This window comes from Pseudomonas sp. TAA207, from assembly GCF_001529285.1.
Taxonomy (GTDB): Bacteria; Pseudomonadota; Gammaproteobacteria; order Pseudomonadales; family Pseudomonadaceae; genus Aquipseudomonas; species Aquipseudomonas weihenstephanensis.
In genome coordinates this window covers 48182-69162 of record NZ_LLWJ01000062.1, presented here as the reverse complement: position 1 = coordinate 69162, position 20981 = coordinate 48182, and the positions used below count along the sequence as shown (strand labels likewise).

Annotated in this window: 20 protein-coding genes and 1 tRNA gene; 8 read left to right on the top strand and 13 right to left on the bottom strand. The window is 57.6% G+C overall.

Annotated elements, in window-relative coordinates; all coding sequences use genetic code 11:
- Positions 1-54: 54 nt before the first annotated feature.
- The gene (gene uvrB, locus AP059_RS08605; protein ID WP_059762848.1) at positions 55-2070 is read right to left on the bottom strand and encodes an excinuclease ABC subunit UvrB; all 2016 of its coding nucleotides are present in this window, start codon (positions 2068-2070) and stop codon (positions 55-57) included.
- Between the two features lie 334 nt (positions 2071-2404).
- Between uvrB and AP059_RS08600 the strand changes: the two genes are divergently transcribed.
- From AP059_RS08600 to AP059_RS08590, 3 genes are all read left to right on the top strand, one after another.
- Positions 2405-3601 (top strand): amino acid aminotransferase, encoded by a 1197-nt coding sequence (locus AP059_RS08600; RefSeq protein ID WP_059762847.1) that lies wholly within the window; start codon positions 2405-2407, stop codon positions 3599-3601.
- 65 nt (positions 3602-3666) lie between these two features.
- Positions 3667-3742 (top strand) — tRNA-Asn (locus AP059_RS08595).
- Positions 3743-3927: 185 nt separating this feature from the next.
- Positions 3928-4872, top strand: a complete 945-nt coding sequence (locus tag AP059_RS08590; protein ID WP_059762846.1) for a hypothetical protein — start codon at positions 3928-3930, stop codon at positions 4870-4872.
- Between the two features lie 72 nt (positions 4873-4944).
- Here AP059_RS08590 and AP059_RS08585 read toward each other — a convergent pair whose 3' ends face one another.
- A complete protein-coding gene (locus AP059_RS08585) occupies positions 4945-5415 on the bottom strand; it encodes a hypothetical protein (protein ID WP_059762845.1) in 471 nt (156 codons plus the stop codon).
- Positions 5416-5656: 241 nt separating this feature from the next.
- On the opposite strand from AP059_RS08585, the gene AP059_RS08580 reads away from it, so the two are divergent.
- Both AP059_RS08580 and AP059_RS08575 read left to right on the top strand, forming a co-directional pair.
- The gene (locus AP059_RS08580) at positions 5657-7849 is read left to right on the top strand and encodes a response regulator (RefSeq protein ID WP_059762844.1); all 2193 of its coding nucleotides are present in this window, start codon (positions 5657-5659) and stop codon (positions 7847-7849) included.
- Positions 7850-8269: 420 nt separating this feature from the next.
- Complete coding sequence (locus tag AP059_RS08575) at positions 8270-9649, top strand: NAD(P)-binding domain-containing protein (RefSeq protein ID WP_059762843.1); 1380 nt, start codon at positions 8270-8272, stop codon at positions 9647-9649.
- A 52-nt stretch (positions 9650-9701) separates the two neighbouring features.
- On the opposite strand, the gene AP059_RS08570 is transcribed toward AP059_RS08575, so the two are convergent.
- The 3 genes from AP059_RS08570 to AP059_RS08560 form a co-directional block, all read right to left on the bottom strand.
- Positions 9702-9884, bottom strand: coding sequence for a DUF1289 domain-containing protein (locus AP059_RS08570; RefSeq protein ID WP_048365358.1), 183 nt, complete (start codon positions 9882-9884; stop codon positions 9702-9704).
- Positions 9885-9887: 3 nt separating this feature from the next.
- Positions 9888-10262: a hypothetical protein gene (locus tag AP059_RS08565; RefSeq protein WP_048399365.1), complete on the bottom strand. Its 375-nt coding sequence runs from the start codon at positions 10260-10262 to the stop codon at positions 9888-9890.
- Between the two features lie 79 nt (positions 10263-10341).
- Positions 10342-10962 carry a hypothetical protein gene (locus AP059_RS08560; RefSeq protein WP_059762842.1) on the bottom strand — a complete coding sequence of 207 codons (621 nt, stop codon included), beginning with the start codon at positions 10960-10962 and terminating at the stop codon, positions 10342-10344.
- A gap of 656 nt (positions 10963-11618) precedes the next feature.
- On the opposite strand from AP059_RS08560, the gene mqo reads away from it, so the two are divergent.
- Positions 11619-13268, top strand: a complete 1650-nt coding sequence (gene mqo / locus AP059_RS08555) for a malate dehydrogenase (quinone) (RefSeq protein ID WP_059762841.1) — start codon at positions 11619-11621, stop codon at positions 13266-13268.
- 89 nt (positions 13269-13357) lie between these two features.
- Here the strand turns inward: mqo and AP059_RS08550 are convergent, their stop codons facing one another.
- The 6 genes from AP059_RS08550 to AP059_RS08525 form a co-directional block, all read right to left on the bottom strand.
- Positions 13358-14209: a CAP domain-containing protein gene (locus AP059_RS08550; protein ID WP_059762840.1), complete on the bottom strand. Its 852-nt coding sequence runs from the start codon at positions 14207-14209 to the stop codon at positions 13358-13360.
- A gap of 138 nt (positions 14210-14347) precedes the next feature.
- Positions 14348-15022 carry a hypothetical protein gene (locus AP059_RS08545; protein WP_059762839.1) on the bottom strand — a complete coding sequence of 225 codons (675 nt, stop codon included), beginning with the start codon at positions 15020-15022 and terminating at the stop codon, positions 14348-14350.
- On the bottom strand, positions 15019-15609 hold the full coding sequence (locus AP059_RS08540; protein ID WP_059762838.1) for a UPF0149 family protein: 591 nt from the start codon (positions 15607-15609) through the stop codon (positions 15019-15021). The genes AP059_RS08545 and AP059_RS08540 overlap by 4 nt, the downstream gene beginning before the upstream one ends.
- Positions 15610-15706: 97 nt before the next feature.
- Positions 15707-16039 (bottom strand): hypothetical protein, encoded by a 333-nt coding sequence (locus tag AP059_RS08535; RefSeq protein WP_059762837.1) that lies wholly within the window; start codon positions 16037-16039, stop codon positions 15707-15709.
- 119 nt (positions 16040-16158) lie between these two features.
- Positions 16159-16560, bottom strand: a complete 402-nt coding sequence (locus AP059_RS08530; RefSeq protein WP_059762907.1) for a hypothetical protein — start codon at positions 16558-16560, stop codon at positions 16159-16161.
- A gap of 76 nt (positions 16561-16636) precedes the next feature.
- On the bottom strand, positions 16637-17602 hold the full coding sequence (locus AP059_RS08525) for a threonine dehydratase (RefSeq protein WP_059762836.1): 966 nt from the start codon (positions 17600-17602) through the stop codon (positions 16637-16639).
- 86 nt (positions 17603-17688) lie between these two features.
- On the opposite strand from AP059_RS08525, the gene AP059_RS08520 reads away from it, so the two are divergent.
- Positions 17689-19035 carry an aminotransferase-like domain-containing protein gene (locus AP059_RS08520; protein ID WP_059762835.1) on the top strand — a complete coding sequence of 449 codons (1347 nt, stop codon included), beginning with the start codon at positions 17689-17691 and terminating at the stop codon, positions 19033-19035.
- A 155-nt stretch (positions 19036-19190) separates the two neighbouring features.
- Positions 19191-19415, top strand: coding sequence for a hypothetical protein (locus AP059_RS08515; protein ID WP_059762834.1), 225 nt, complete (start codon positions 19191-19193; stop codon positions 19413-19415).
- Between the two features lie 6 nt (positions 19416-19421).
- Here the strand turns inward: AP059_RS08515 and AP059_RS08510 are convergent, their stop codons facing one another.
- Entirely contained in the window at positions 19422-20498 is a 1077-nt protein-coding gene (locus tag AP059_RS08510; RefSeq protein WP_059762833.1) for a DUF1615 domain-containing protein, read from the bottom strand.
- A 76-nt stretch (positions 20499-20574) separates the two neighbouring features.
- A complete protein-coding gene (locus AP059_RS08505) occupies positions 20575-20916 on the bottom strand; it encodes an FKBP-type peptidyl-prolyl cis-trans isomerase (protein WP_048365369.1) in 342 nt (113 codons plus the stop codon).
- Between the last annotated feature and the right edge of the window lie 65 nt (positions 20917-20981).

Sequence of the window (20981 nt, the reverse complement as noted above, 5' to 3'; positions counted from 1 at the left end):
CGCAGGCTGCGATGGACAGTATCGCAGCCTGCGACAGCGACTACAGATCAAGGGTTAAACCTGTAACAAGCGCTCGCGCAGTTTGCCAATTTCGTCGCGCATCTGTGCCGCCGCTTCGAACTCCAGATCGCGGGCCAGTGCGTACATTTTTTCTTCCAGCTGGCGAATGCGTTTGCTGATTTCGCTCGGTGAACGCAGTTCGTTTTCGTACTTGGCGTTTTCTTCGGCGGCCTTGGCCATGCCTTTGCGCTTCTTGCTGCGCGAACCCGGCACGGTGGCGCCTTCCATGATGTCGGCCACGTCCTTGAACACGCCTTTTGGCGTAATGCCATTGGCCAGGTTGAAGGCGATCTGTTTTTCCCGGCGTCGTTCGGTTTCGCCGATGGCGCGTTCCATCGACCCGGTGATGCGGTCCGCGTACAAAATCGCCCGGCCATTGAGGTTACGTGCGGCTCGGCCAATGGTCTGGATCAGTGAGCGTTCGGAGCGCAAGAAGCCTTCCTTGTCAGCGTCAAGAATGGCCACCAGTGACACTTCTGGCATGTCCAGACCTTCGCGCAGCAAGTTGATGCCCACCAGCACGTCAAACACCCCCAGGCGCAAGTCGCGGATGATTTCGACCCGCTCCACGGTGTCGATGTCGGAGTGCAGATAGCGCACGCGCACGCCGTGGTCGGCCAGGTAATCGGTCAGGTCTTCAGACATGCGTTTGGTCAAGGTGGTGACCAATACCCGCTCTCCCAGCGCGACACGTTTACCGATCTCTGACAGCAGGTCGTCGACCTGGGTCAGCGCCGGACGGATTTCGATTTGCGGGTCCACCAGACCGGTGGGGCGCACCACTTGTTCAACCACGCGCCCTGCGTGCTCGGCCTCGTAATTACCGGGGGTGGCGGAGACGAAAATGGTCTGCGGGCTGATACGTTCCCATTCGTCGAAGCGCATGGGCCGGTTATCCAGCGCCGAAGGCAGGCGGAAGCCGTACTCCACCAACGTTTCCTTGCGTGAGCGGTCGCCTTTATACATCGCGCCGACTTGCGGCACGCTGACGTGGGATTCATCAATCACCAGCAGTGCGTCGGCCGGCAGGTAGTCAAACAGGGTCGGTGGTGCGGCACCCGAGTCGCGGCCCGAGAGGTAGCGCGAGTAGTTTTCGATGCCGTTGCAGTAGCCCAGCTCCATGATCATTTCCAGATCGAAGCGGGTGCGCTGCTCCAGTCGTTGGGCTTCAACCAGTTTGTTGTTGGCGCGCAGGTAATCGAGGCGCTCCTTGAGTTCCACCTTGATGCCTTCAACCGCATCGAGCAGGGTTTCGCGCGGTGTGACGTAGTGGCTCTTGGGGTAGAAGGTGAAGCGTGGCATTTTGCGAATCACTTCGCCGGTCAGCGGGTCGAACGCACTGATGCTTTCGACTTCATCGTCGAACAGTTCGATGCGCACGGCTTCCAGGTCGGACTCGGCCGGGTAAATGTCGATCACGTCGCCGCGTACACGGAAGGTGGCACGGGCAAAATCCATGTCGTTGCGGGTGTATTGCAGGTCAGCCAAACGGCGCAGCAATTCGCGCTGGTCGAGTTTGTCGCCGCGATCGATGTGCAACACCATCTTCAAATACGTTTCGGGGCTGCCCAAGCCGTAGATGCACGACACCGTGGTGACGATGATCGCGTCTTTGCGCTCCAGCAGCGCTTTGGTCGCCGAAAGTCGCATCTGCTCAATATGGTCGTTGATCGACGCATCCTTCTCGATGAACGTATCGGAGGAGGGCACATAGGCTTCGGGCTGGTAGTAGTCGTAATAAGAGACGAAGTATTCGACCGCGTTATTGGGGAAAAACGACTTGAACTCGCCATACAGCTGCGCGGCCAGGGTTTTGTTTGGCGCGAGCACCAGTGTGGGACGATTTACGTGCGCGATCACATTGGCAATGCTGAAGGTCTTGCCCGACCCGGTTACCCCGAGCAGGGTCTGGTGCGACAAACCGGCCTCGATGCCTTCGATCAATTGGCGAATGGCTTCGGGTTGGTCGCCTGCCGGCTCAAAGCGGGTAACGAGCTGAAAATCGGACATATCTGACCTCTGGTTGCGCGTCTATAAAGGCATGGACCTCAGAGTCGCGAGAAAGACTGCACACGACGCAAGCCGCAGGCAAAAACAGGATACGGGTAAATATGGTGCTGGTGGCCGACTGTTTCAAGGCGTGCGTCTGACACGGCTATTTGGATCAAGTTTGCAATTAGACCAGTGGCCGGTAAATAAACTGAAATACTTGAGCAAATCCGGGAATCGGCTGTTGCCCGAATCGTGATCGCGCTTATACTTGCTCCCCGTTTGTGCACCGCTCTAGTGCAATCGGCTGGAGCGTTGTCACCCCCTCCATTCCTTATTCAGAGCCGCCGTAATAATGAGCCTGTTCTCCGCTGTCGAAATGGCACCCCGCGATCCTATCCTGGGCCTCAACGAAGCATTCAACGCCGATACCCGTACCAGCAAAGTGAATCTGGGGGTCGGTGTTTACTGCAACGAAGAGGGACGAATTCCGCTCCTGCGTGCCGTTATTGAAGCCGAGACGATTCGCGTTGCCCAGCATGCCTCGCGCGGTTATTTGCCCATTGATGGCATTGCGGCTTACGACCAGGCTGTTCAAACGCTGCTGTTTGGCGCCGACTCGCCTTTACTGGCTGCTGGCCGTGTCATCACCACCCAAGCGGTTGGCGGCACTGGCGCACTGAAAATCGGCGCAGACTTCCTCAAGCAACTGCAACCCGGTGCTGTGGTCGCGATCAGCGATCCAAGCTGGGAAAACCATCGCGCCCTGTTTGAAACCGCAGGCTTTCCGGTCCGCAACTATCGTTATTACGATGCCGCGACCCACGATGTAAATCGTGCGGGCATGCTTGAAGACCTGAACGCGTTGCCAGCCGGTTCTATCGTTGTGCTGCACGCCTGCTGCCACAACCCGACCGGCGTTGACCTGACCCCGGCCGACTGGCAGAACGTACTGGACGTGGTAAAGGCCAAAGGGCTGATCCCGTTCCTGGACATGGCATATCAGGGCTTTGGCGATGGCATCGCAGAAGACGCCTCGGCCGTGCGCCTGTTTGCCGAATCGGGCTTGAGCTTCTTTGTATCCAGCTCGTTCTCCAAGTCGTTCTCGCTGTACGGCGAACGTGTGGGAGCACTGTCGATCATCACGCAATCGAAAGACGAGAGCGCGCGCGTGCTGTCTCAGGTCAAGCGTGTAATCCGCACCAACTATTCCAACCCGCCCACTCACGGCGCAAGCATTGTGGCCGCTGTGCTCAACAGCCCGCAATTGCGCGCGATGTGGGAACAAGAACTGGCAGAAATGCGCCTGCGTATTCGTGGCATGCGCCTGCAAATGGTCGAGCTGCTGGCCAAAAAAGCCCCTGAGCATGATTTCAGCTTTGTAGCGCGTCAGCGCGGCATGTTCTCGTACTCGGGCCTGAGCGTTGAGCAAGTGACGCGCTTGCGTGCAGAGTTCGGTATTTACGCGCTCGACACCGGCCGAATCTGCGTGGCTTCGTTGAATCAGCGCAACATTGAAGCCGTTACCGATGCGATTGTTCAGGTCATCTGAATAATCCACAGAGAGGTCATCCAAAGTGTTGACTTCTCTTTTTATATCAGTAAGATAGACGCCATTCCGCGATAGCTCAGTTGGTAGAGCAAATGACTGTTAATCATTGGGTCCCTGGTTCGAGTCCAGGTCGTGGAGCCAGATACAAAAAAAGCCGCTAGCAATAGCGGCTTTTTTTTTGCCCGCGATTTGTCGAGCGGGTGGGGCGCCTCTTCGATTGTCTGTTCTCAAGCCTTGCTGCTGCCTGCCGATAAACCGGGCGGCGGCCCCGTGCCCAGAATAAATGGAGTGTCGCTCAGGCTTTTCTGGGCGTTAAGGAGAGCACCTTGAAACGCATAGGTTGTGTGGTTGGTTTGACCGTTCTGTTGTCAGGCTGCGGTGTTTACAGCGACGTCAAGATTTCGATGGCCCGTGATGCTTTGCGCCAGGAGTGCATGGGCAACTTCACGAATAGTTGTGTGAGTAAAACCATCGACTACAACATCATGCTGCTGGAGCAAGTCAAAGCCGGATGGCTGGCTCAAGATGACGCCTTGGTCGAGTCGTTGGGCAAAGAGGCTGGCCCGCTCTGGACTGACCTGGTTGAGCAAAGAACCGAGCAATTGATCGACAAGCTGGAGTCGGTGCGCCCCGGGTTTTTCTCACGCTGGTTTCTGGGTGACGCCCAACCGTTTAGCGGCAAAGGCATGATGGAGCTCTCGGAGCAGGACCTTAAAGAGATGCAAGGCGCGCTGATGGCCGAGTTCGTGGCCAAGGGCAAAAAGCAGGGCCTTAGCCTGACGGAAAAAGGTGCGGCCAAGTACGCGCCAACGGCTGATGCAACTGCGCCGGCAATCGCTGCGCCCACCGTTGCCGCACCTGTCGCCGGTCAGGTCGATCATGTGCTGCAAATGGCAATCGAGGAGCTGACCTCTACGCTCACCACTCAGGACGGTGGCGCTGAGTACACCGAAGGCCGCCAGGTGATTTACATGGACCTCAATGGCGACGGCCAGCCGGATGCAGTGGTGCTGTTTACGATTGAGGGGCAAGGTGGCGGCAATGGCTCTTTCCAGAGCCTGGCCGGTTTTTACCACTCGGGTGCGGGCTGGGTGTATCAAGGGCATTCGGCAGTGTCAGGCGCTGCGACTGATATCACGCCGGGTGGTGTGCAGCGTGTCTCGGTAACGTCACTGAGCAGTGGGCCGGATGACCCTCGTTGCTGCCCGAGCATTGAAACCGTTGAAAGTTACAGCTGGAATGGGCGTGGTTTTGAACTCAAGCAAGGTTAAAACACGGCCCGACCTAAACGCCGCCAAATCCACAGGGATTGGCGGCTTTTTTTGAGCCGGGCAGTCAGTCGATTACTGGGCTGGCGTGTCTTGCAGTGCTTTTTGCAATTGCTCGGCGCTGGTGAAGGTGTGTTGTGACACCACTGTGTTGCCTTGCAGTTGCAGCCACAGCACTTGGTCTTCTGCGCCGGGGTACTGAGCGGCAATGCTGCCATCACGGTCAAGCACTACGCGGTAGGTGTATTTTTGCATGGCTGGAATGGCAAACCATTTGCCGATCAACGAAGGCATCCCATGCACATCGGCCAGAAACACCGCATTGCGCGCTTCCAGATAGCCTTTGGGTTGGTCTTGGAGCGCCGCTTTGACCAGCTTGGCGCCATCCATGTTGCGCGCCACCAGCAGAATGCGGGTTTGCTCGTTCAGGGTGTAGGGCTGATCGTATTGGTCGTTCAGCGTCCAGGGCGTCAACGTCTCACCGATGTCAGCTGCCTGGGCCAGCATGGAGAGCGCGCTTAGCAGCAGCACAAATACAATTTTCACCGTTCAATCCCTCTGTTCATCAATGTTGACTCAGATCGCTAACGGCCGATGGCCATGAGTCGCAGCGCGGCATGTTAGCCCGCAAGCCCGCGCAGTAGAACCTGAGACTCGGTCGTGTTGTCTCTAATGTGTGACAAAGAGTGAGAGCTTGCCTGATGGCTTTGTCGGGCAGTTTTTTTGTGCCTGACTTATCATCGTCGGCGATTCAACGATTAATGGCAGTAATCAGGGTAAAGGCGTTATGACTGACTGGCTTCAACACGATGGCGCAATGGCTGGGCGAATCAGACAGTATGATTGGGCCAGCACGCCGCTTGGCCCGCTGGCTGAGTGGCCGGACGTGTTGAAAACCAGCGTGGCATTGATGTTGGCCTCACATTTTCCGCAGTCAATTGTGTGGGGTGAGGATTTAATCACCCTCTACAACGATGCTTTTGTGCCCATTCTTGGGAGTAAGCCTGAGGCGCTGGGCCGACCGTTCAATGAGGTCTGGAAAGAAGCCTGGAGTGAAATCAGCGCAATTGCCGACGCTGCATTTGCCGGTGAAGCGACGTATATCGAAAACTTCCCGCTGATGATTGAGCGCAGCCAACAGCCTGAGCGGGCGTATTTCACCTTTTGTTACAGCCCGATCCGCGACCCGCATGGCGCGGTCGTCGGCATGCTGGATACGGTGACCGAAACCACTGCCACGGTGTATATGACGCAGCGTCTGGCTGTACTGGACGGCATTGGCCATGCGGTGGCCAACGCCACAGATGCGCAGGAGATCCTGGCCACGACCATGCAGATGCTGGCGCAGCATTTACACGTCACGCACTGTGCGTATGCCGAAATGGAAGCGGACCAGGATGCTTTCTTTATTCGCGACAACTGGCTGTCAGAGGGCGCCACAACCATCGTCGGCCAGTACAGTCTGGCTGATTTTGGTCAGCAGGCCGCCTCTCAATTGCAGGCGGGCAAACCGCTGGTCATCAATGACGTGGTGAAAGAGTTTCCGGCGCAAGATGCTGCCAGTTTTACCGCGCTGGGCGTGAAAGCGACGATCTGTTTGCCTTTAATCAAGGGTGGGCGCTTAACCGCTTTAATGGCCATTCATGATCGGTCACCCCGTCAGTGGTCAGCCTATGAGTTGGCGTTGTTGCGTGAAGTGACGGAGCGTTCGTGGGCGCATATCGAGCGCGCCAGGGCTGACGCTTCGGTGCGCGAGGGTTTGCTTGAGCTGGCGCAGCTCAATACCACGCTGGAGGAGCGGGTGCAGGAGCGCAGCGCGCGTTTGCTCCAGATCGAAGCGGCCCTGCATCAGTCGCAAAAGCTTGAAGCGATCGGTCAGCTCACCGGAGGCGTGGCTCACGACTTCAATAATCTGTTGACGATCATTCGCTCCTCTGTGGATTTTCTACGCATGCCGCACCTCTCGGATGAGCGCCGTGTGCGCTACGTGAATGCGGTGTCTGACACGGTTGAGCGCGCCAGTAAGTTGACCAGTCAGCTATTGGCGTTTGCCCGTCGCCAGCCGCTTAACCCGCAGGTGTTTGATGCCGGTCAGCGTATCCAGAACATCGGCGACATGCTGGACACCATTACCGGCGCGCGGATCAAGGTGGTGGTCGACCTGCCGCAAGGGTCGTGTTACATCCGCGCGGACGGCAGTCAGTTTGAAACGGCGCTGATCAACATGGCGCTCAACGCGCGTGATGCCATGGCGGGGCAGGGCACGTTGGCGCTTCGTCTCATCGAGCGCGCAGGATTACCGACGATCCGTGGCCATGCAGGCTCCAACGAGCGTTTCGTGGCCATTTCATTGGCAGACACCGGCTGCGGCATGTCGAGCCGGATGCTGAGCCAAATCTTCGAGCCGTTTTTCACCACCAAAGCTGTGGGCAAGGGCACCGGGCTGGGTTTGTCGCAGGTCTTCGGGTTTGCCAAGCAATCGGGCGGCAACGTTGACGTCACGAGCGTGATCGACCAAGGCACGGTCTTTACGCTGTACCTGCCGCAGGCCGATGCAGAGGATCGCAGCGAAAGTGAGCATGAGGCGGGCGCACCTGCCTTGTTGATGCATCCTGAAAACAAACCCCGGGTGTTGATTGTTGAAGACAACCTGGAAGTGGGGCATTTCGCGAGCCAGATCTTGCAGGATCTTGGTTACGAGACGGCTTGGGCCACCCATGCCGAAGAGGCTTTGCGCATGGTCGGGCCTGATGCGATGACATTTGATGCAGTGTTTTCTGATGTGGTGATGCCCGGCATGACGGGTGTGGCGATGGCCAAGGAGCTGCGCAAGCGGCGACCGGATCTGCCGATCATTTTGGCGTCCGGTTACAGCGAAGAGCTGGCGCTGAGTGGCTACGAGGGCTTCGAGTTTTTGCCTAAACCCTACTCAATCGAACAAATTTCACGGCTTTTAGAAAAGATAACCTTCAAAGGCTGATTCCATTTTTATCGGCGCCCCAGATGTACGAAAAGTACTTCAAACTTGTAATCCCTATCTTCATCCGTTATAGCTAAAAAGGAATCCATAACCCAATAAGAGGCTAACCAAGCCCGATGCATGAGACCACACGTATCTTTGACTCTCCAGGCCTTCATCCTGCGCAACGCAGCGATGGAACAAGGCCCTCCCGTCATTCGGCGCTGCCTGTGTTAGTGATCACTTTTTGTCACTCGCTGGCCACGCGTTTTCACCTGCCACCTACTTCGTTGCGTGACGCCCTTGTAACAGGCAAACGCTGCCGTGCGGTGCCTCCACCTTCAGTTTGATCGCCTGAATTTTTACCCTGCCAGCGCCATTTTTACGGGGCTCGCATCAGGGGTTTGCGTTGTTCAGTGTTCAATCTGTTGAGGGAATTCGATGTCTATTCGTGTCGCAATCATTGGGGCCGGCCCTGCCGGACTAGCGCAGCTGCGTGCCTTTCAATCCGCCCATGAGCAAGGCGCACCCATGCCGCATGTGGTGTGTTTTGAAAAACAGGCCGATTGGGGTGGCATGTGGAATTACACGTGGCGCACCGGGGTGGATGAGCATGGCGAGCCGGTGCACGGCAGCATGTACCGCTACCTGTGGTCCAACGGCCCCAAGGAGTGTTTAGAGTTTGCGGATTACAGTTTTGATGAGCATTTTGGGCGCCCAATTTCTTCATATCCACCTCGCGAAGTGCTATGGGACTACATTCAAGGGCGCGTCAAAAAGGCGGGTGTGCGTGATTTCATTCGTTTCAAAACGGTGGTCAAAAGCGTCACCTTTGAACCGGCTTCGCGCCAGTTCAGCCTCACGGCGCATGACTATGCCCAAGGTCTGAGCACGACTGAGACGTTCGATTACGTGATTGTCGCCAGTGGCCATTTTTCAACGCCTCAGGTGCCCGAATTTTCTGGTTTTGAGCGTTTTTCGGGGCGCATTCTGCATGCCCACGACTTTCGCGAAGCCACTGAATTCAAGGGCAAGGATTTGCTGATCGTGGGTAGCAGTTACTCGGCTGAAGACATTGGTTCGCAGTGTTACAAATACGGTGCCCGCTCCATCACCAGTACCTACCGTTCGCAGCCTATGGGCTACACATGGCCCAAGGGTTGGGAGGAGCGCCCGTTACTGCGCAAGGTTGAGGGCGACATCGCGTATTTTGCCGACGGGTCCAGCAAGCGGGTGGATGCCATCATCCTGTGCACCGGGTATCAGCACCATTTCAGCTTTTTAGCGGATGAACTGACGCTGAAAACAGGTAATCGTCTGTGGCCGCTCGGGCTGTACAAGGGAGTGATTTGGGAGCGCAACCCGCAGTTGATTTACCTGGGCATGCAGGACTTGTGGTACAGCTTCAACTTGTTCGACGCGCAGGCCTGGTTTGTGCGCGACTGCATCCTGGGCCGCATCACGTTGCCTGAAAAAACCGAGATGCAGGCTGACAGTGCGCGCTGGCGTGAGGTTGAAGAGGGGCTGCAATCCACCGCGTCGATGTACGAGTTTCAAGGTGAGTACATCAGGCACTTGATTGAGCACACGGACTATCCCGCCTTTGATATCGACGCCGTAAATCAGATATTCCTCACATGGAAGGCTGACAAGAAGCGGGACATCATGGGCTATCGCGATAAATCCTACCGCTCTGTCATGACGGGTACGGCAGCAGTGCCGCATCACACGCGCTGGTTACAGGCATTGGATGATTCGATGCAAGAGTACCTGCGCGAAACGTCGGGCAAAGGTGACGTTAATGCGTTGCATCAGCGCTGATTTGAGCGATTGAACGACGCGCCATCTGGCGCCTTGAAGCGCCAGACACGGTTTAACCTTTCTTTTTTTGCAGGCTTTTCAGGCGCGCGGTGGCGCGTTGTACCGCGGCCATTTTTTCAGGCCGCTTCATGCGCCGCCAGGCCCTGATGTCTGCTTTGTTGCGCCCGCAGCTGACGCACACATCGCCGCTCAACTGGCACGTGGCCACACACGGGTTTTCAATGTCCTTGGCCACGGCTTATTTTTTCCGATTGGCGCCCTTGCGCGCCATGCGTTGCGGCCAATTACCCGAGTCGGTGCGCTGGCATTCTTCTTCTGAGTCGTAATACACGTAAGTGGCCACATTGCGCACTTTGACATCGGCGTTTTTCAGCGCCTTTTCTGTCAGGTCGACCATGTAGCTGGCGGCGCCATCAGCCAGTGCGAAGTCTTTGTTGTCTTGCGTGTCGAAAACCCACACCACTTTGAAGCCGGCAGGGAAGGTTTCGTAATCGGCCGCGTGGGTCAGCCATACAAACCCTTCGATGTGCTTTTTGGCGGTTTCACAGGCTTTGGTCAGGGCTTTAATCAGGCGCTGTTCAACCTGTGACTGATTACGTTTGTTGGGCGGCATGCAGGTTCCTGTTGGCTGGCGGTGCTTGAAAGCCGGCCATCATACGCAAACATCACGCCCGGTCACGGGAAATAATGCGTTACCACTTGCCCGTGCCGTAGGCGGCCCTGGCGGTCAGCACCACCATGGTTTCGTAATACGCACGGCCATTTTTCTTCGGAATTTTGTACACAGAGCACAGCAGTGCGTTGGAGGTGGGCGGTTTTTGCGCAATGATTTTGCGTTTGCGGCTGTGGTAAGTGTCGAGCGGGGCTTGTGCCATGACGTGGCTCTGGATGCCCACGACTTCATAGGGCAGTTTTTTGTTGACCGGGCCAAATGGGGCACTTCGCCCACCGATATGGACCAGTGTGACCTTGAAGGCAGCCATACAGGCTTTGTCCAGCTCTGCACTAAGGTTCATCGGTTTGTCGGGGTATTGGGTAAACCCTTTGCGGCTGCCGACCTGTTTGTTTTGCTCGCTTAACTCGACTTCGGGCAAATGCGTTGAATGTACGCCCTGGCCTTCAAGCATGTAGCGCCGTGTAGAGGGAAACACCCAGTTCACTTCTTTGGGGGAGTGGTGCTTCACGTACGCTTTGATGTCGTCCAGTTCATACCAGCGCGACTCTACGAACACTCGGTCTTTTTCGGCGCTTGCCACTGCGCAGGTGGCGACGAACAGCAGGGGTAATACTGCGAAGGGGCCGTTGAGGCGCACAGTTCATTCCTTGAAGAGGGGGAGCAGATTAGTGGCGCAATGCTACCGGTTGCCGGGGGGTTAAAAAAGGCCTTTGCAGACGCGGCAGTTGAACAGTGGGCAGACATTTTGATGCCGCCCAAGCATCTCGCCCAAGGTCGGGGGCGTGACTGATCAGTCATTGGCGCTGAATCGCGCAGGCAACCCTGCGCCAAATCACGCTCGCAATCGATTCAGCCGTCACAAAAAACGCGAAAAGATGCGTTTTCGTCTCAAGGGCTACCTGAGGTAGAATGTCGCGGTTTTGAGGCTGGCCACCCCCGGATGGATAGGTTCACGCAGGTTTCTTGGAGGAAACCGCGGGGCGGTCAGATGGCAAGGGAATCGCGAAAAGGTCAGTGGGCGTGAAGGAGCTGGGCGGATTCACTCTGCTGTTGGCCGCGTTCACTGATAGCTGACACACAACATACATGTCACCCAAGTAGCTGAAGCCAATAATTAATAAGAGATCAGCACCCAAGGTACATAAACGTGAGGTCTATAGTGTGCATAGGCCTTTATCGATCTACCCGTTCAAGGCCTGAGGGCTCGATTGCAGGCAGACCCGCCTGTGATGAGTCGAAATCGCTCATGAACCGCGTGCCGGGTAGATGATGTTTTATCTTAGGTACTCCAACATGTTAAAAAAAATGAACAAGGGGCTATTGGGCCTTGCGCTGACCATGGGGCTAACCTCCGTGCACGCAGCCGAGACCAAGCAAGTCGATGTCTTGCTGATCGGCGGCGGCATCATGAGTGCCACATTGGGCGTATGGCTCAATGAACTGGAACCCGGCACCTCGATGGAGATGATTGAACGTCTCGACGGTGTGGCGCTGGAAAGCTCCAATGGCTGGAACAACGCGGGTACAGGTCACTCGGCGCTGGCTGAACTGAACTACACCCCGGAAGACAAGAACGGCAACGTTGAAATCCCGAAAGCCATTGAAATCAATGAAGCCTTTCAGATTTCCCGTCAGTTCTGGTCCTGGCAGGTCAAGAACGGTGTTCTGAAGAACCCGCGTTCGTTCATCAACTCCACACCGCACATGAGCTTTGTGTGGGGCGATGACAACATCAAGTTCCTGAAGAAGCGCTACGAAGCACTGCAGGCCAGCCCATTGTTCGCCGGTATGCAGTACTCCGAAGACCCGGTTCAGATCAAGAAGTGGGTACCGCTGATGATGGAAGGGCGTGACCCGAACCAGAAAATCGCAGCCACCTGGTCGCCGATCGGCACTGACGTGAACTTCGGCGAAATCACACGCCAGTTCGCCGCTCATTTGCAGGCACAGCCTAACTTTTCGTTGAAGCTGTCGAGCGAAGTCAAAGACATCAAGCGCAACGAAGATGGCAGCTGGCGCGTGGTGTACAAAAACCTCAAAGACGGTACTGAGTCCCAGACCGACGCCAAGTTCGTGTTCATCGGCGCGGGCGGCGGTGCACTGCACTTGCTGCAAAAGTCCGGCATTCCTGAAGCTCAGGAATATGCAGGCTTCCCGGTGGGTGGTTCGTTCCTGGTGACCGATAACCCGACGGTGGCCGAGCAACACTTGGCCAAAGCGTACGGTAAGGCTTCGGTTGGCGCGCCACCGATGTCGGTGCCACACCTGGACACCCGTGTGCTGGATGGCAAGCGCGTGATCCTGTTTGGCCCATTCGCGACTTTCTCGACCAAGTTCTTGAAAGAAGGCTCCTACTTCGACCTGCTGACCAGCACCACCACGCACAACTTCTGGCCAATGACCAAAGTCGGTATCGAACAATACCCGCTGGTTGAGTACCTGGCCGGTCAGCTGATGCTGTCGGACGAAGACCGTTTCAACGCCCTGAAAGAATACTTCCCGAATGCCAAGTCTGAAGACTGGCGCCTGTGGCAAGCCGGCCAGCGCGTACAGATCATCAAGCGTGACGAAGAGAAGGGCGGCGTGCTGAAACTGGGCACCGAGATCGTCAGCGCCAAAGATGGCAGCATTGCCGGCCTGTTGGGCGCTTCGCCTGGTGCATCCACCGCGGCACCGATCATGCTGACCGTGCTGGAAACCGTGTTCAAGGACAAGGTTGCCACACCTGAATGGCAAGCCAAGCTGCACCAGATCGTGCCGAGCTACGGCACCAAGCTGAACGGCTCGCCAGAGCGCGTTGCACAGGAATGGGCCTACACGGCCGAAACCCTGCAACTGACGCCGCCACCGGCTATTCCGGCGGCAACCGCAGCACCACAAGCACCTGCTCAAGCGCCGGCTACACCTGCGCCAAGCAACCCAGCGGCTGACATGGCCCTGTAAAAAAGCAGCCCCGCCCAACGATGTTGGGCGGGGCTACTGTTTTCGTTACGCCCTCGCTACACCTTCCCTTCTTTTGACCGTGCGCACACTCACTGCGTACCGAACACGGCCGTCCAGTAAATGGCGGCATCACTTTTAGGGTCGACGGCATAGGCCGCACCCAGCTCACGAAATTGCGCGTTCATCAGGTTCGCACAGTGGCCGGGGCTGGCCAGCCAACCCTCTACGACCTTGTTCGGGGTGTCTTGCCCGGCGGCAATGTTTTCGCCGATCTGCTGACCGACAAAGCCCGCCAGCTCAGCGCGATCACCGGGTGTGCCGCCATTACGATCCTTGTGATCAAGGTAATTGTTATTGGCCATGTCTCGTGAGTGAGATTGGGCAGCGGTTGCCAGTGTGGCATTCCAGGTTAATGCCGCAGCGGCGGCGAATGCTTGGGTGCCGCATTGACGAGGCTGAGTGCGTGCGGTGTTGATCAGGTCCAGTACCTTTTGCCCTTCGACCTGCCAATCGCCCAGGCGAGCGGTCAGCAATGGGCGCGCCAGCACAATTCTCCATTCCCGCTGATCGCGGCTGATACCGATGTCGACAAATTGCGGGTCGAGCACCACCTTGCAGAAGCTTTCTTGCACGGCTTTCATTGCGGCCTGGGCATCTCTGGGGCCAGACAGGCTGATGGCCTGCACGTTGACCAACGGATACGCCGCGCGGCTCAGGGCTTGTTGCAGGTCGCCAAAACTGTTGGAGGGCAGGATCAGGCGTGGATCAACGGCGAGCGGTGGTAACTCCAGAGACACCTGGCCCGCGCAGTTCTGACTTTGACTGCGATACGTATTGATCAAATCGGCCAGCTGCGACGTTTCACTGGCCATAGCCGGGGCGGCCAGCACCAGCCCCAGAGTGAGTGCTGCCAAACGGGTAAGTGTGAAGTGAACGCGCATGAGCATTGCCTCTGAACGGAATGCGCACATGATGCGGTATGTGGCGTGGGTACAGGCAAGGGGAGATTGGTTTTTATGGCGTCACTGACGCATGAGCCAGCGCTCAGGCGCGATGACACGCGCCTGAGCAGGGAGCAGTTACGCGCGCCCCAGCCGTTCGGCCACGAAAGTGCGGGCTTTGAGCGTCAATAGATCGATCTGGCGATCACGCTTTTTTTCGGCCTCCACCATCGCTTTTTTACCGTTGCGATTGAGCAGGTACGTGTGAATCTGTCGCACCTCGGTAGAGCTGTAGACCGCCGACACATCCAGCACGCCCATCAGCCCGTCCGTGCAGTGATCGCGGGTGTTCATCAGCACACGTGGGCCACGGGAGCCTAGTACTTGAAAGCCCATCGCTTCGTATTGCTCCACGTTGCGCACACTGCACGTGAGTTCGGTGTGCGGGTAACGTGCAATGACCTGCTGCACCATGGCTTGCGTGACGGCGGGGGTGCTGGCGGCCATGTAAGCGATACCGCAGGCCTGAGGATCATCCTTGACCGGCAGGTACAGGGCGAAGCCGGTCACGGTATCCGGGGCTTGAGCATCGGTCGCGACGATCAGCTCCACGCTTATCCCTTTAGTGCCGTCCAGCGCTTGCAGGTACAAGTGCACTTCGTAGCCGATGGCGTACTGGTAAAGGTTGTACAGCGGGTTGCTCGGCGTGATTTCCATCATGCTCAGCTCGGTAAGCTGGTCCACGACCCGTTGCAAAATCTGGCTACTGATCGGTTCACTGACCGGCGTATCAAAGTGAGTTAGAAGCGTCATGGGGCCTTTATCTGCGGGGCGTGAAGTGTTGGGGCACGCTGGCTCAGCCAATAGTCATGCAGAGCGCGCACCGCCGGAGCCAGTTCAGCGACCTGTTGTTGGTGAGAGGCGACGTCCAGATCGGCGGGCAGTTCAAAGTTGTCTTGTTCGGCGCAGTCAGAAATGGCGCCCAGTAATTCTGCCTGCGGGGTAGGCAGAGGCGGCCAGCTGGCAACCTGCACCCCGCGCAAGTAGCCGAAACACCATTCTTCGGCCAGGGTTACGGTGTGGCCCTGGTGTTCGGTCTGCTCGCAACGCGGCACAAATGCGTGCGGTTCTTCAGCCAGTTGGCGTGCCAGCGTGTTGATGTGGCGCACGCACAGGTCGAAGAACTGGCGGGCTTCTTCGGGGCTTTCCCAGTCAGGATGCTGTCCGCCCCAGATCGCCGGGAACCACGCCTCGATCTCTACGTGTTTGGGCCCTGAAACCAGAGCCGTGAAATAGCCGTCGAGCTCACTGGGATTGAGGACGCTATGGTCGTTGCCGTGTTTGAGCAGCGTGTCTTCGATAAGCGAGAAGTCGGCAGCGTTCAAGGGTTGAGCTTGCATGGACGGTTTCCTGTGCCGGGCGCGATGGGTTGCGCTTTGAAAGGGCGCGCAGGATGGCGCTTGAGGCAGCGTTAATCCAGTGCGCGTGCCGAATGGCTCAGTCGACTTTAACGATCGAGGCCAATTCGTAATATTTGAACCTGGCTTTGGCCAAGGCTTTTTTGGCTTCCTGCTCAGCATCGAAACGGCTCAGGGATTTTGAGTCGTGAATGAACTGGGTCACTTCGCCATCGTATTCTTTGCTCACGTTCATCGTGACGCGCAATACCGGACCTCTGCGCTTTACAGGCGCGCGCGCAGCCACCTTGGCGGGCTCAGCGTCGGCTTCAGGCAATTGGGGTTCAGGCTTGGATGCAGGGGCAGCAGGGGGTGTGGGTGTATCAAGGCCGAGTGCTCTGCGCATTTCGTCCTCGGTGAATCCGGTGCTCATGGGATGACTCTATTAATGTGAAAGACGGGCTTATATTTCAGCGTTGACACATAGGCAAGTTAAATCTTCCCGCACGGGGCAAATAACGGCTTTTTTGTGAATGAGTATCGAATAGCGATTTAGGTGTCGCGCAGCAAGTCGTGGTCATCGAGCAGTCGATAAGCAATCTCAGGACGTCGTTCCAGGGCACGACGGATGGCCGCGGGGATTGTTTGACGGGTTTTTCGGCACAGCCCGGGTTGATCGGCCAGCCGTATGGCGATGCCGCGCATGGTCCTCACCTCATTAAAGCCGGGCTCCAGGGTCAGCTTAATCCCCAGCTGTTCTTGTAAACGGCGGCGTAAGTGTTCGAGTTCATCCAGGCTTTGCACATTTTCCAGACGCTCCAACAACTCTTTTTCAGCCTGCCGGTTGAGCTTGAGAATGCGCAGGTCTGCGCCAACTTCGCCCAGCAACTGTTCGCGCTCGCAGATGCAAACACCCGGTGGGCAAGGTTGGCGGATGGCTAAAGGTGGAGTCATGCCATTGAGCATAGCCAGATTGAGGTGCTTTGCCGAGCGCCTGATTACGCGGCAGCAGTGGCCTGCGGGTCATGGCTCAGGCATCGAAGCCTTCACTCAAAATCCCTGCATACAACTGCCGGTCGATGTTGGCACCGCTTAAAATGACGGCCACGCGTCGACCTTGTTGCTGCGACTGTTCTTTGATCAAGCCCGCCAGCGCTGCTGCTCCGGCGCCTTCTGCCGTGTTGTGGGTGGTTTGATGACAGACGCGTATCGCGTGCGCAATCTCGCGGTCAGACACCCGGATGATTCGCGCTGCGCCGCGCGCAATAATCGCCAACGCTTCAGGCAATGGCTGACGACAGGCCAGGCCGTCGGCGAACGTGTGAGCGGTGTCGGTGCACACCACATGACCTTGCTCGACACTTTGCGCAAATGCATCGGCATGCTGGGACACCACGCCCACTATTTCGGTGTTTAGCCCCAGCAGATCGCGGGTCTGGATCAGCCCGCAAATGCCCGATCCCATGCCGATGGGCACATACACGGTGTGCAAATCGGCCACTGCTTCAAACAGTTCCAGCGCATAGGTGGCGACACCGCGAATCAGGTCAGGGTGAAACGCCGGTACCAGATGAAGTTGATGACGCTCAGCCAGTGCTGCGGCTTCGGCGCGGGCGTCGTCAAAGTCGCTGCCGAATTCGATCACGTTGGCCCCCAAGGCCCGCATGGCGGCGTTCTTTTCCCGCGAATTACCGTCGGGCACCACGATGCTGATTGCCAGGCCCATGTGCCGCGCCGCCAGTGCCAGGCTTTGCCCGTGATTGCCGCGTGTAGCCGTCACCAGACCGGTCGTGGCGGGTTCGCGCGCCAGTAAACCCTGCACATACAGCAAGCCTCCACGCACTTTGAAGGCGCCGGTCGGGGTGTGATTTTCATGTTTGACCCACACCGCTAAGCCCAACTGCTCAGCCAATAACGGCCAGGCCAGTTGCGGGGTGGGGGCCATGCTTTGGTGAACTGCGTGTGCAGCAAGGCGAAGAGCATTCAAATCAAACATGGCGGGCACCGTTATCGAAGGTTTGACTCGATTCTAGGCACGAAGCATTGTATGGGCCGATCCTTATATTGCATGGCCGACAATAAATGTGGATGCCCACCCTGATTGACCCCCAGCAGCCGCGTTATCTGGCGTTGGTCGATGCAATTACCCAAGCCATAGCCACTGGCGAGTTAGCCCCCGGCGAGCGTTTGCCGCCGCAACGACGTTTGGCCTGGGCATTGGGCTGGAACCCCAGCACCACCCTGCAAGCCTATCGCGAAGCGGCGCGGCGTCATCTGGTGTCGGGTGAAGTGGGGCGCGGCACTTATGTACTGGCCGGCAGCAAAGAAGCCACGTTGTTCAAATTGCAGCATGCCGACGCTCAGCCCGAGCGTCTGGACTTGCGCACCAACGTGCCGGCGATCAATCACGCCAGCGAAGAGGATGCCCACGCGCTGTCATGGCTGCTCGAAACGGGTCAGGCCAAGCGTTTGCAAGGGTATTTGAGCGCTGACGATCTCGTGTTGGCGCGGGCGCAGGGGGCCGCGTGGCTCACCGCGCGCGGCCTGCAACTGCCGGTTGAACACCTCATGTTGTGTACGGGGGCGCAGCAGGGGCTGTTTACAGTGTTGCTGTCGCTGTGTCAGACGGGCGAGCCGGTGTTGGTCGAAGCCTTTACCGCGCCGGGAATAAAAGCGGCCTGTGCGCAATTGCGCTTGCCGATGCACGGCGTACTGCTTGATCAGCAAGGCATCGTCCCGGAGGACTTTGACCGCATGATTCGCGCCACCGGAGCGCGCATTGCCGTACTCACGCCCACGCTGCAAAACCCCACCTCAGCAGTGATGAGTGTTGAGCGCAAACAGGCGATTGCCCGGATTGCCCTGCATCACGGGGTCAGGGTGATTGAAGATGACGTGTACGGTGCGCTGACCCTCAGCCCGCCGCTGTGCCACTACCTGGCGCAACAGGGTGTATTGATTAGCAGCTTGTCCAAGACAGTGGGCGCGGGTTTGCGCTTGGGCTGGATCGCGGCCAGCCCCGATGTGCTTGCACGCATTGATCCTCACGCTCAATCGGCGCACTGGGGGCTTTCGTCCATCAATCTGGCGATTGGCTGTCACTGGATCAGCCAAGGCATCGCGCAACAGCGCGTCGCGTGGCAAACCGGCGAAGTCACGCGGCGTTGGCGGTTAGCCAAAAAACTGTTGGGCCCGATGATGGAGCAAACCCATAGCCCATCGCCGCACATCTGGCTCCAGTTGGCAGACGGTGACACACCGCTGGTGCACACGTGGCGTGCGGCAGGAATAGAGGGGGTGCCCGCGCAAGTGTTTGCGGTTAAATCCACCACCGCCAATGCCCTGCGCATCAGCTTGACGGCAGCCCCCAATGCCCAAAGCCTGAGTGTGGCGCTGCATCGCGTGGCTGAACGCTTGAGTCACCGCTGAACAGCAGGGCACGCAGCGGTGGAACACCCTGTGATCTGGCGCATCTGGCACAGCGCGGTCATCGGGTTTACGATCGCTTCGCAATCGAACCTTGCCTTCGGCAACGGCTACGCAAGCCGTTGTCACCTTCCCAATTCATCCGTCACAAGGCCCCTATGCGCAGAGAAATCGGTTACTGGCACCGTGAAGGTCGCGAGTTGTTTTATTACCTGGAATTCAAGCCCGACACCGCGCAGTTTTACCTGACCTGCGAGCACACCCCCAGCATCGGCGAAGGCAGCGTGCGCTCGGTATTGCTCAGCGAGGCAAGAGGCGAGCGCTACTACGAAGATGCACTGCTGATCATCAAGGAAGAGTTGTTCAAGCAGTACACGCTGTGACCAAGGCTATTTGAGGGGCGCGGCCCCGGCACGTGTCATACAGCGCTGGCGCCGTTCATCGACCCGTTTGGCAAACCAGGCGGTGGTCAGGTTGCGGGTGATTTTCGGGCTTTGCAGCGTAATGCCCGGCAGCACGGCGCGGGGCAGCGGGGCGCCTTGTTGGCGGTCCGCCAGCGCAAAGACCTGCCGGTACAGAGCGGTGTCATTGAACGCCAGGCTGTCGCCTTTCTCCAGTTGACGCCGAATCGCATTGTCATTGAGCCCAAGCTGTTTACCCAGCAGCCGTACGGCCCGCTCAGTCGATCCCACGGCGTAGGACCCCGGAATGGTCAGATCACCATCCAGCGCCAGCGGTAAGCCTGAAACCTGGCTCACTGCAGCCTGAAAGGCGGCATTGCGACTGGCGTACCAGCCCGCATTAAAGTCAGCAAAGCGATACAGCGACTGGGTGTAATCGACGGGGTAACCCAGCAAATGGGCGATGCCGAAATACAAACCGCCGCGCCGGGTGAACACTTCGTGACGAATCGACTGTGCCACCGGGTACGGGTATTCCTGCGCGTGTTGCTCGGCAAAGGCGATGCTCACTTGCATCGGTCCGCCTGTGTGCACCGGGTTGAGGCTGCCAAACAGCGTGCTGCCCAGCGGCACCATGCCAATGAAATCATCGAAAATGGCGCTTAACTGGCCTTCGGTACGGGCCGCATCCAGGCGCTGGTTGTAGGTTTTGCCTGTCGGTGAGGTGATGTTCAGCGCGCTGCGCACCAGAAATTCGGGAATGTGCAGTTTGCTGGCGCGGCGGTTGATTTCAGTGCGGGCGATTTTTGCCAGCCCCGGTACGGGCGGATCGGCCTGAAACGTCGACTCCTGTTCGGTAACCGACAGTACCGAGCACAAGTTCTCGTCGGAGGGGGCCAGTGCTTGTGCAACAAAGGCGACCTGGATATCGGCTGCCCACCCCTGACGGTCCGCGACCGTAGACGGCATGAGTTGCACGACTCGCGCCCGCGTTTGTTCAGGCGTCAGGTGGGGGCCTGTCTGCGTGCTCTGGCTGCTACAGCCTGCAATAACAGCCAACGACATAAGTGATAAAAAGTGCAGGCTAAATCGATTCACCAAGCGCTATCTCCCTAAAAAACATAAAACCTGCTGCTGCGTGTCAGTCGTCGCGCGTCAGCACTTCGAGCAGTTCGATCTCAAAGGTCAGATCAGAGTTCGGTGTGATATGCGCGCCCATGCTTCTTTCACCATAGGCCAAATGCGCAGGCACCTTCAGCGCACGCTTGCCGCCGACCTGCATGCCCATCAGTCCCAAGTCCCAGCCCTTGATTACGCGCCCCGTACCGATGACGCATTGGAAAGGCTTGCCACGCGAGTGGGAGGAGTCAAACACCGTGCCGTCTGCGAGCCAGCCGGTGTAATGGGTGGTGATCAGTGCACCTTTAACCACGGTTTTACCGTCGCCCACTGCGAGATCAGTGATGTGTAGTTCGTGGGTCATGCTGTTTTCTCAAAAAGTGGGAAGGGTGTATTGCCGATGTCGTGAGGAGACGCAATCAATACACA

Bases quoted from the DNA above. Each gene is read 5' to 3' on its own strand.
- AP059_RS08525 (WP_059762836.1), bottom strand. From the start codon at position 17,602: ATGTTTGATTTGAATGCTCTTCGCCTTGCTGCACACGCAGTTCACCAA.
- AP059_RS08505 (WP_048365369.1), bottom strand. From the start codon at position 20,916: ATGACCCACGAACTACACATCACTGATCTCGCAGTGGGCGACGGTAAA.
- mqo (WP_059762841.1), top strand. From the start codon at position 11,619: ATGTTAAAAAAAATGAACAAGGGGCTATTGGGCCTTGCGCTGACCATG.
- AP059_RS08545 (WP_059762839.1), bottom strand. From the start codon at position 15,022: ATGACGCTTCTAACTCACTTTGATACGCCGGTCAGTGAACCGATCAGT.
- AP059_RS08510 (WP_059762833.1), bottom strand. From the start codon at position 20,498: ATGTCGTTGGCTGTTATTGCAGGCTGTAGCAGCCAGAGCACGCAGACA.
- AP059_RS08550 (WP_059762840.1), bottom strand. From the start codon at position 14,209: ATGCGCGTTCACTTCACACTTACCCGTTTGGCAGCACTCACTCTGGGG.
- AP059_RS08530 (WP_059762907.1), bottom strand. From the start codon at position 16,560: ATGACTCCACCTTTAGCCATCCGCCAACCTTGCCCACCGGGTGTTTGC.
- AP059_RS08515 (WP_059762834.1), top strand. From the start codon at position 19,191: ATGCGCAGAGAAATCGGTTACTGGCACCGTGAAGGTCGCGAGTTGTTT.
- AP059_RS08580 (WP_059762844.1), top strand. From the start codon at position 5,657: ATGACTGACTGGCTTCAACACGATGGCGCAATGGCTGGGCGAATCAGA.
- AP059_RS08600 (WP_059762847.1), top strand. From the start codon at position 2,405: ATGAGCCTGTTCTCCGCTGTCGAAATGGCACCCCGCGATCCTATCCTG.
- AP059_RS08540 (WP_059762838.1), bottom strand. From the start codon at position 15,609: ATGCAAGCTCAACCCTTGAACGCTGCCGACTTCTCGCTTATCGAAGAC.
- uvrB (WP_059762848.1), bottom strand. From the start codon at position 2,070: ATGTCCGATTTTCAGCTCGTTACCCGCTTTGAGCCGGCAGGCGACCAA.
- AP059_RS08520 (WP_059762835.1), top strand. From the start codon at position 17,689: ATGTGGATGCCCACCCTGATTGACCCCCAGCAGCCGCGTTATCTGGCG.
- AP059_RS08565 (WP_048399365.1), bottom strand. From the start codon at position 10,262: ATGCCGCCCAACAAACGTAATCAGTCACAGGTTGAACAGCGCCTGATT.
- AP059_RS08535 (WP_059762837.1), bottom strand. From the start codon at position 16,039: ATGAGCACCGGATTCACCGAGGACGAAATGCGCAGAGCACTCGGCCTT.
- AP059_RS08575 (WP_059762843.1), top strand. From the start codon at position 8,270: ATGTCTATTCGTGTCGCAATCATTGGGGCCGGCCCTGCCGGACTAGCG.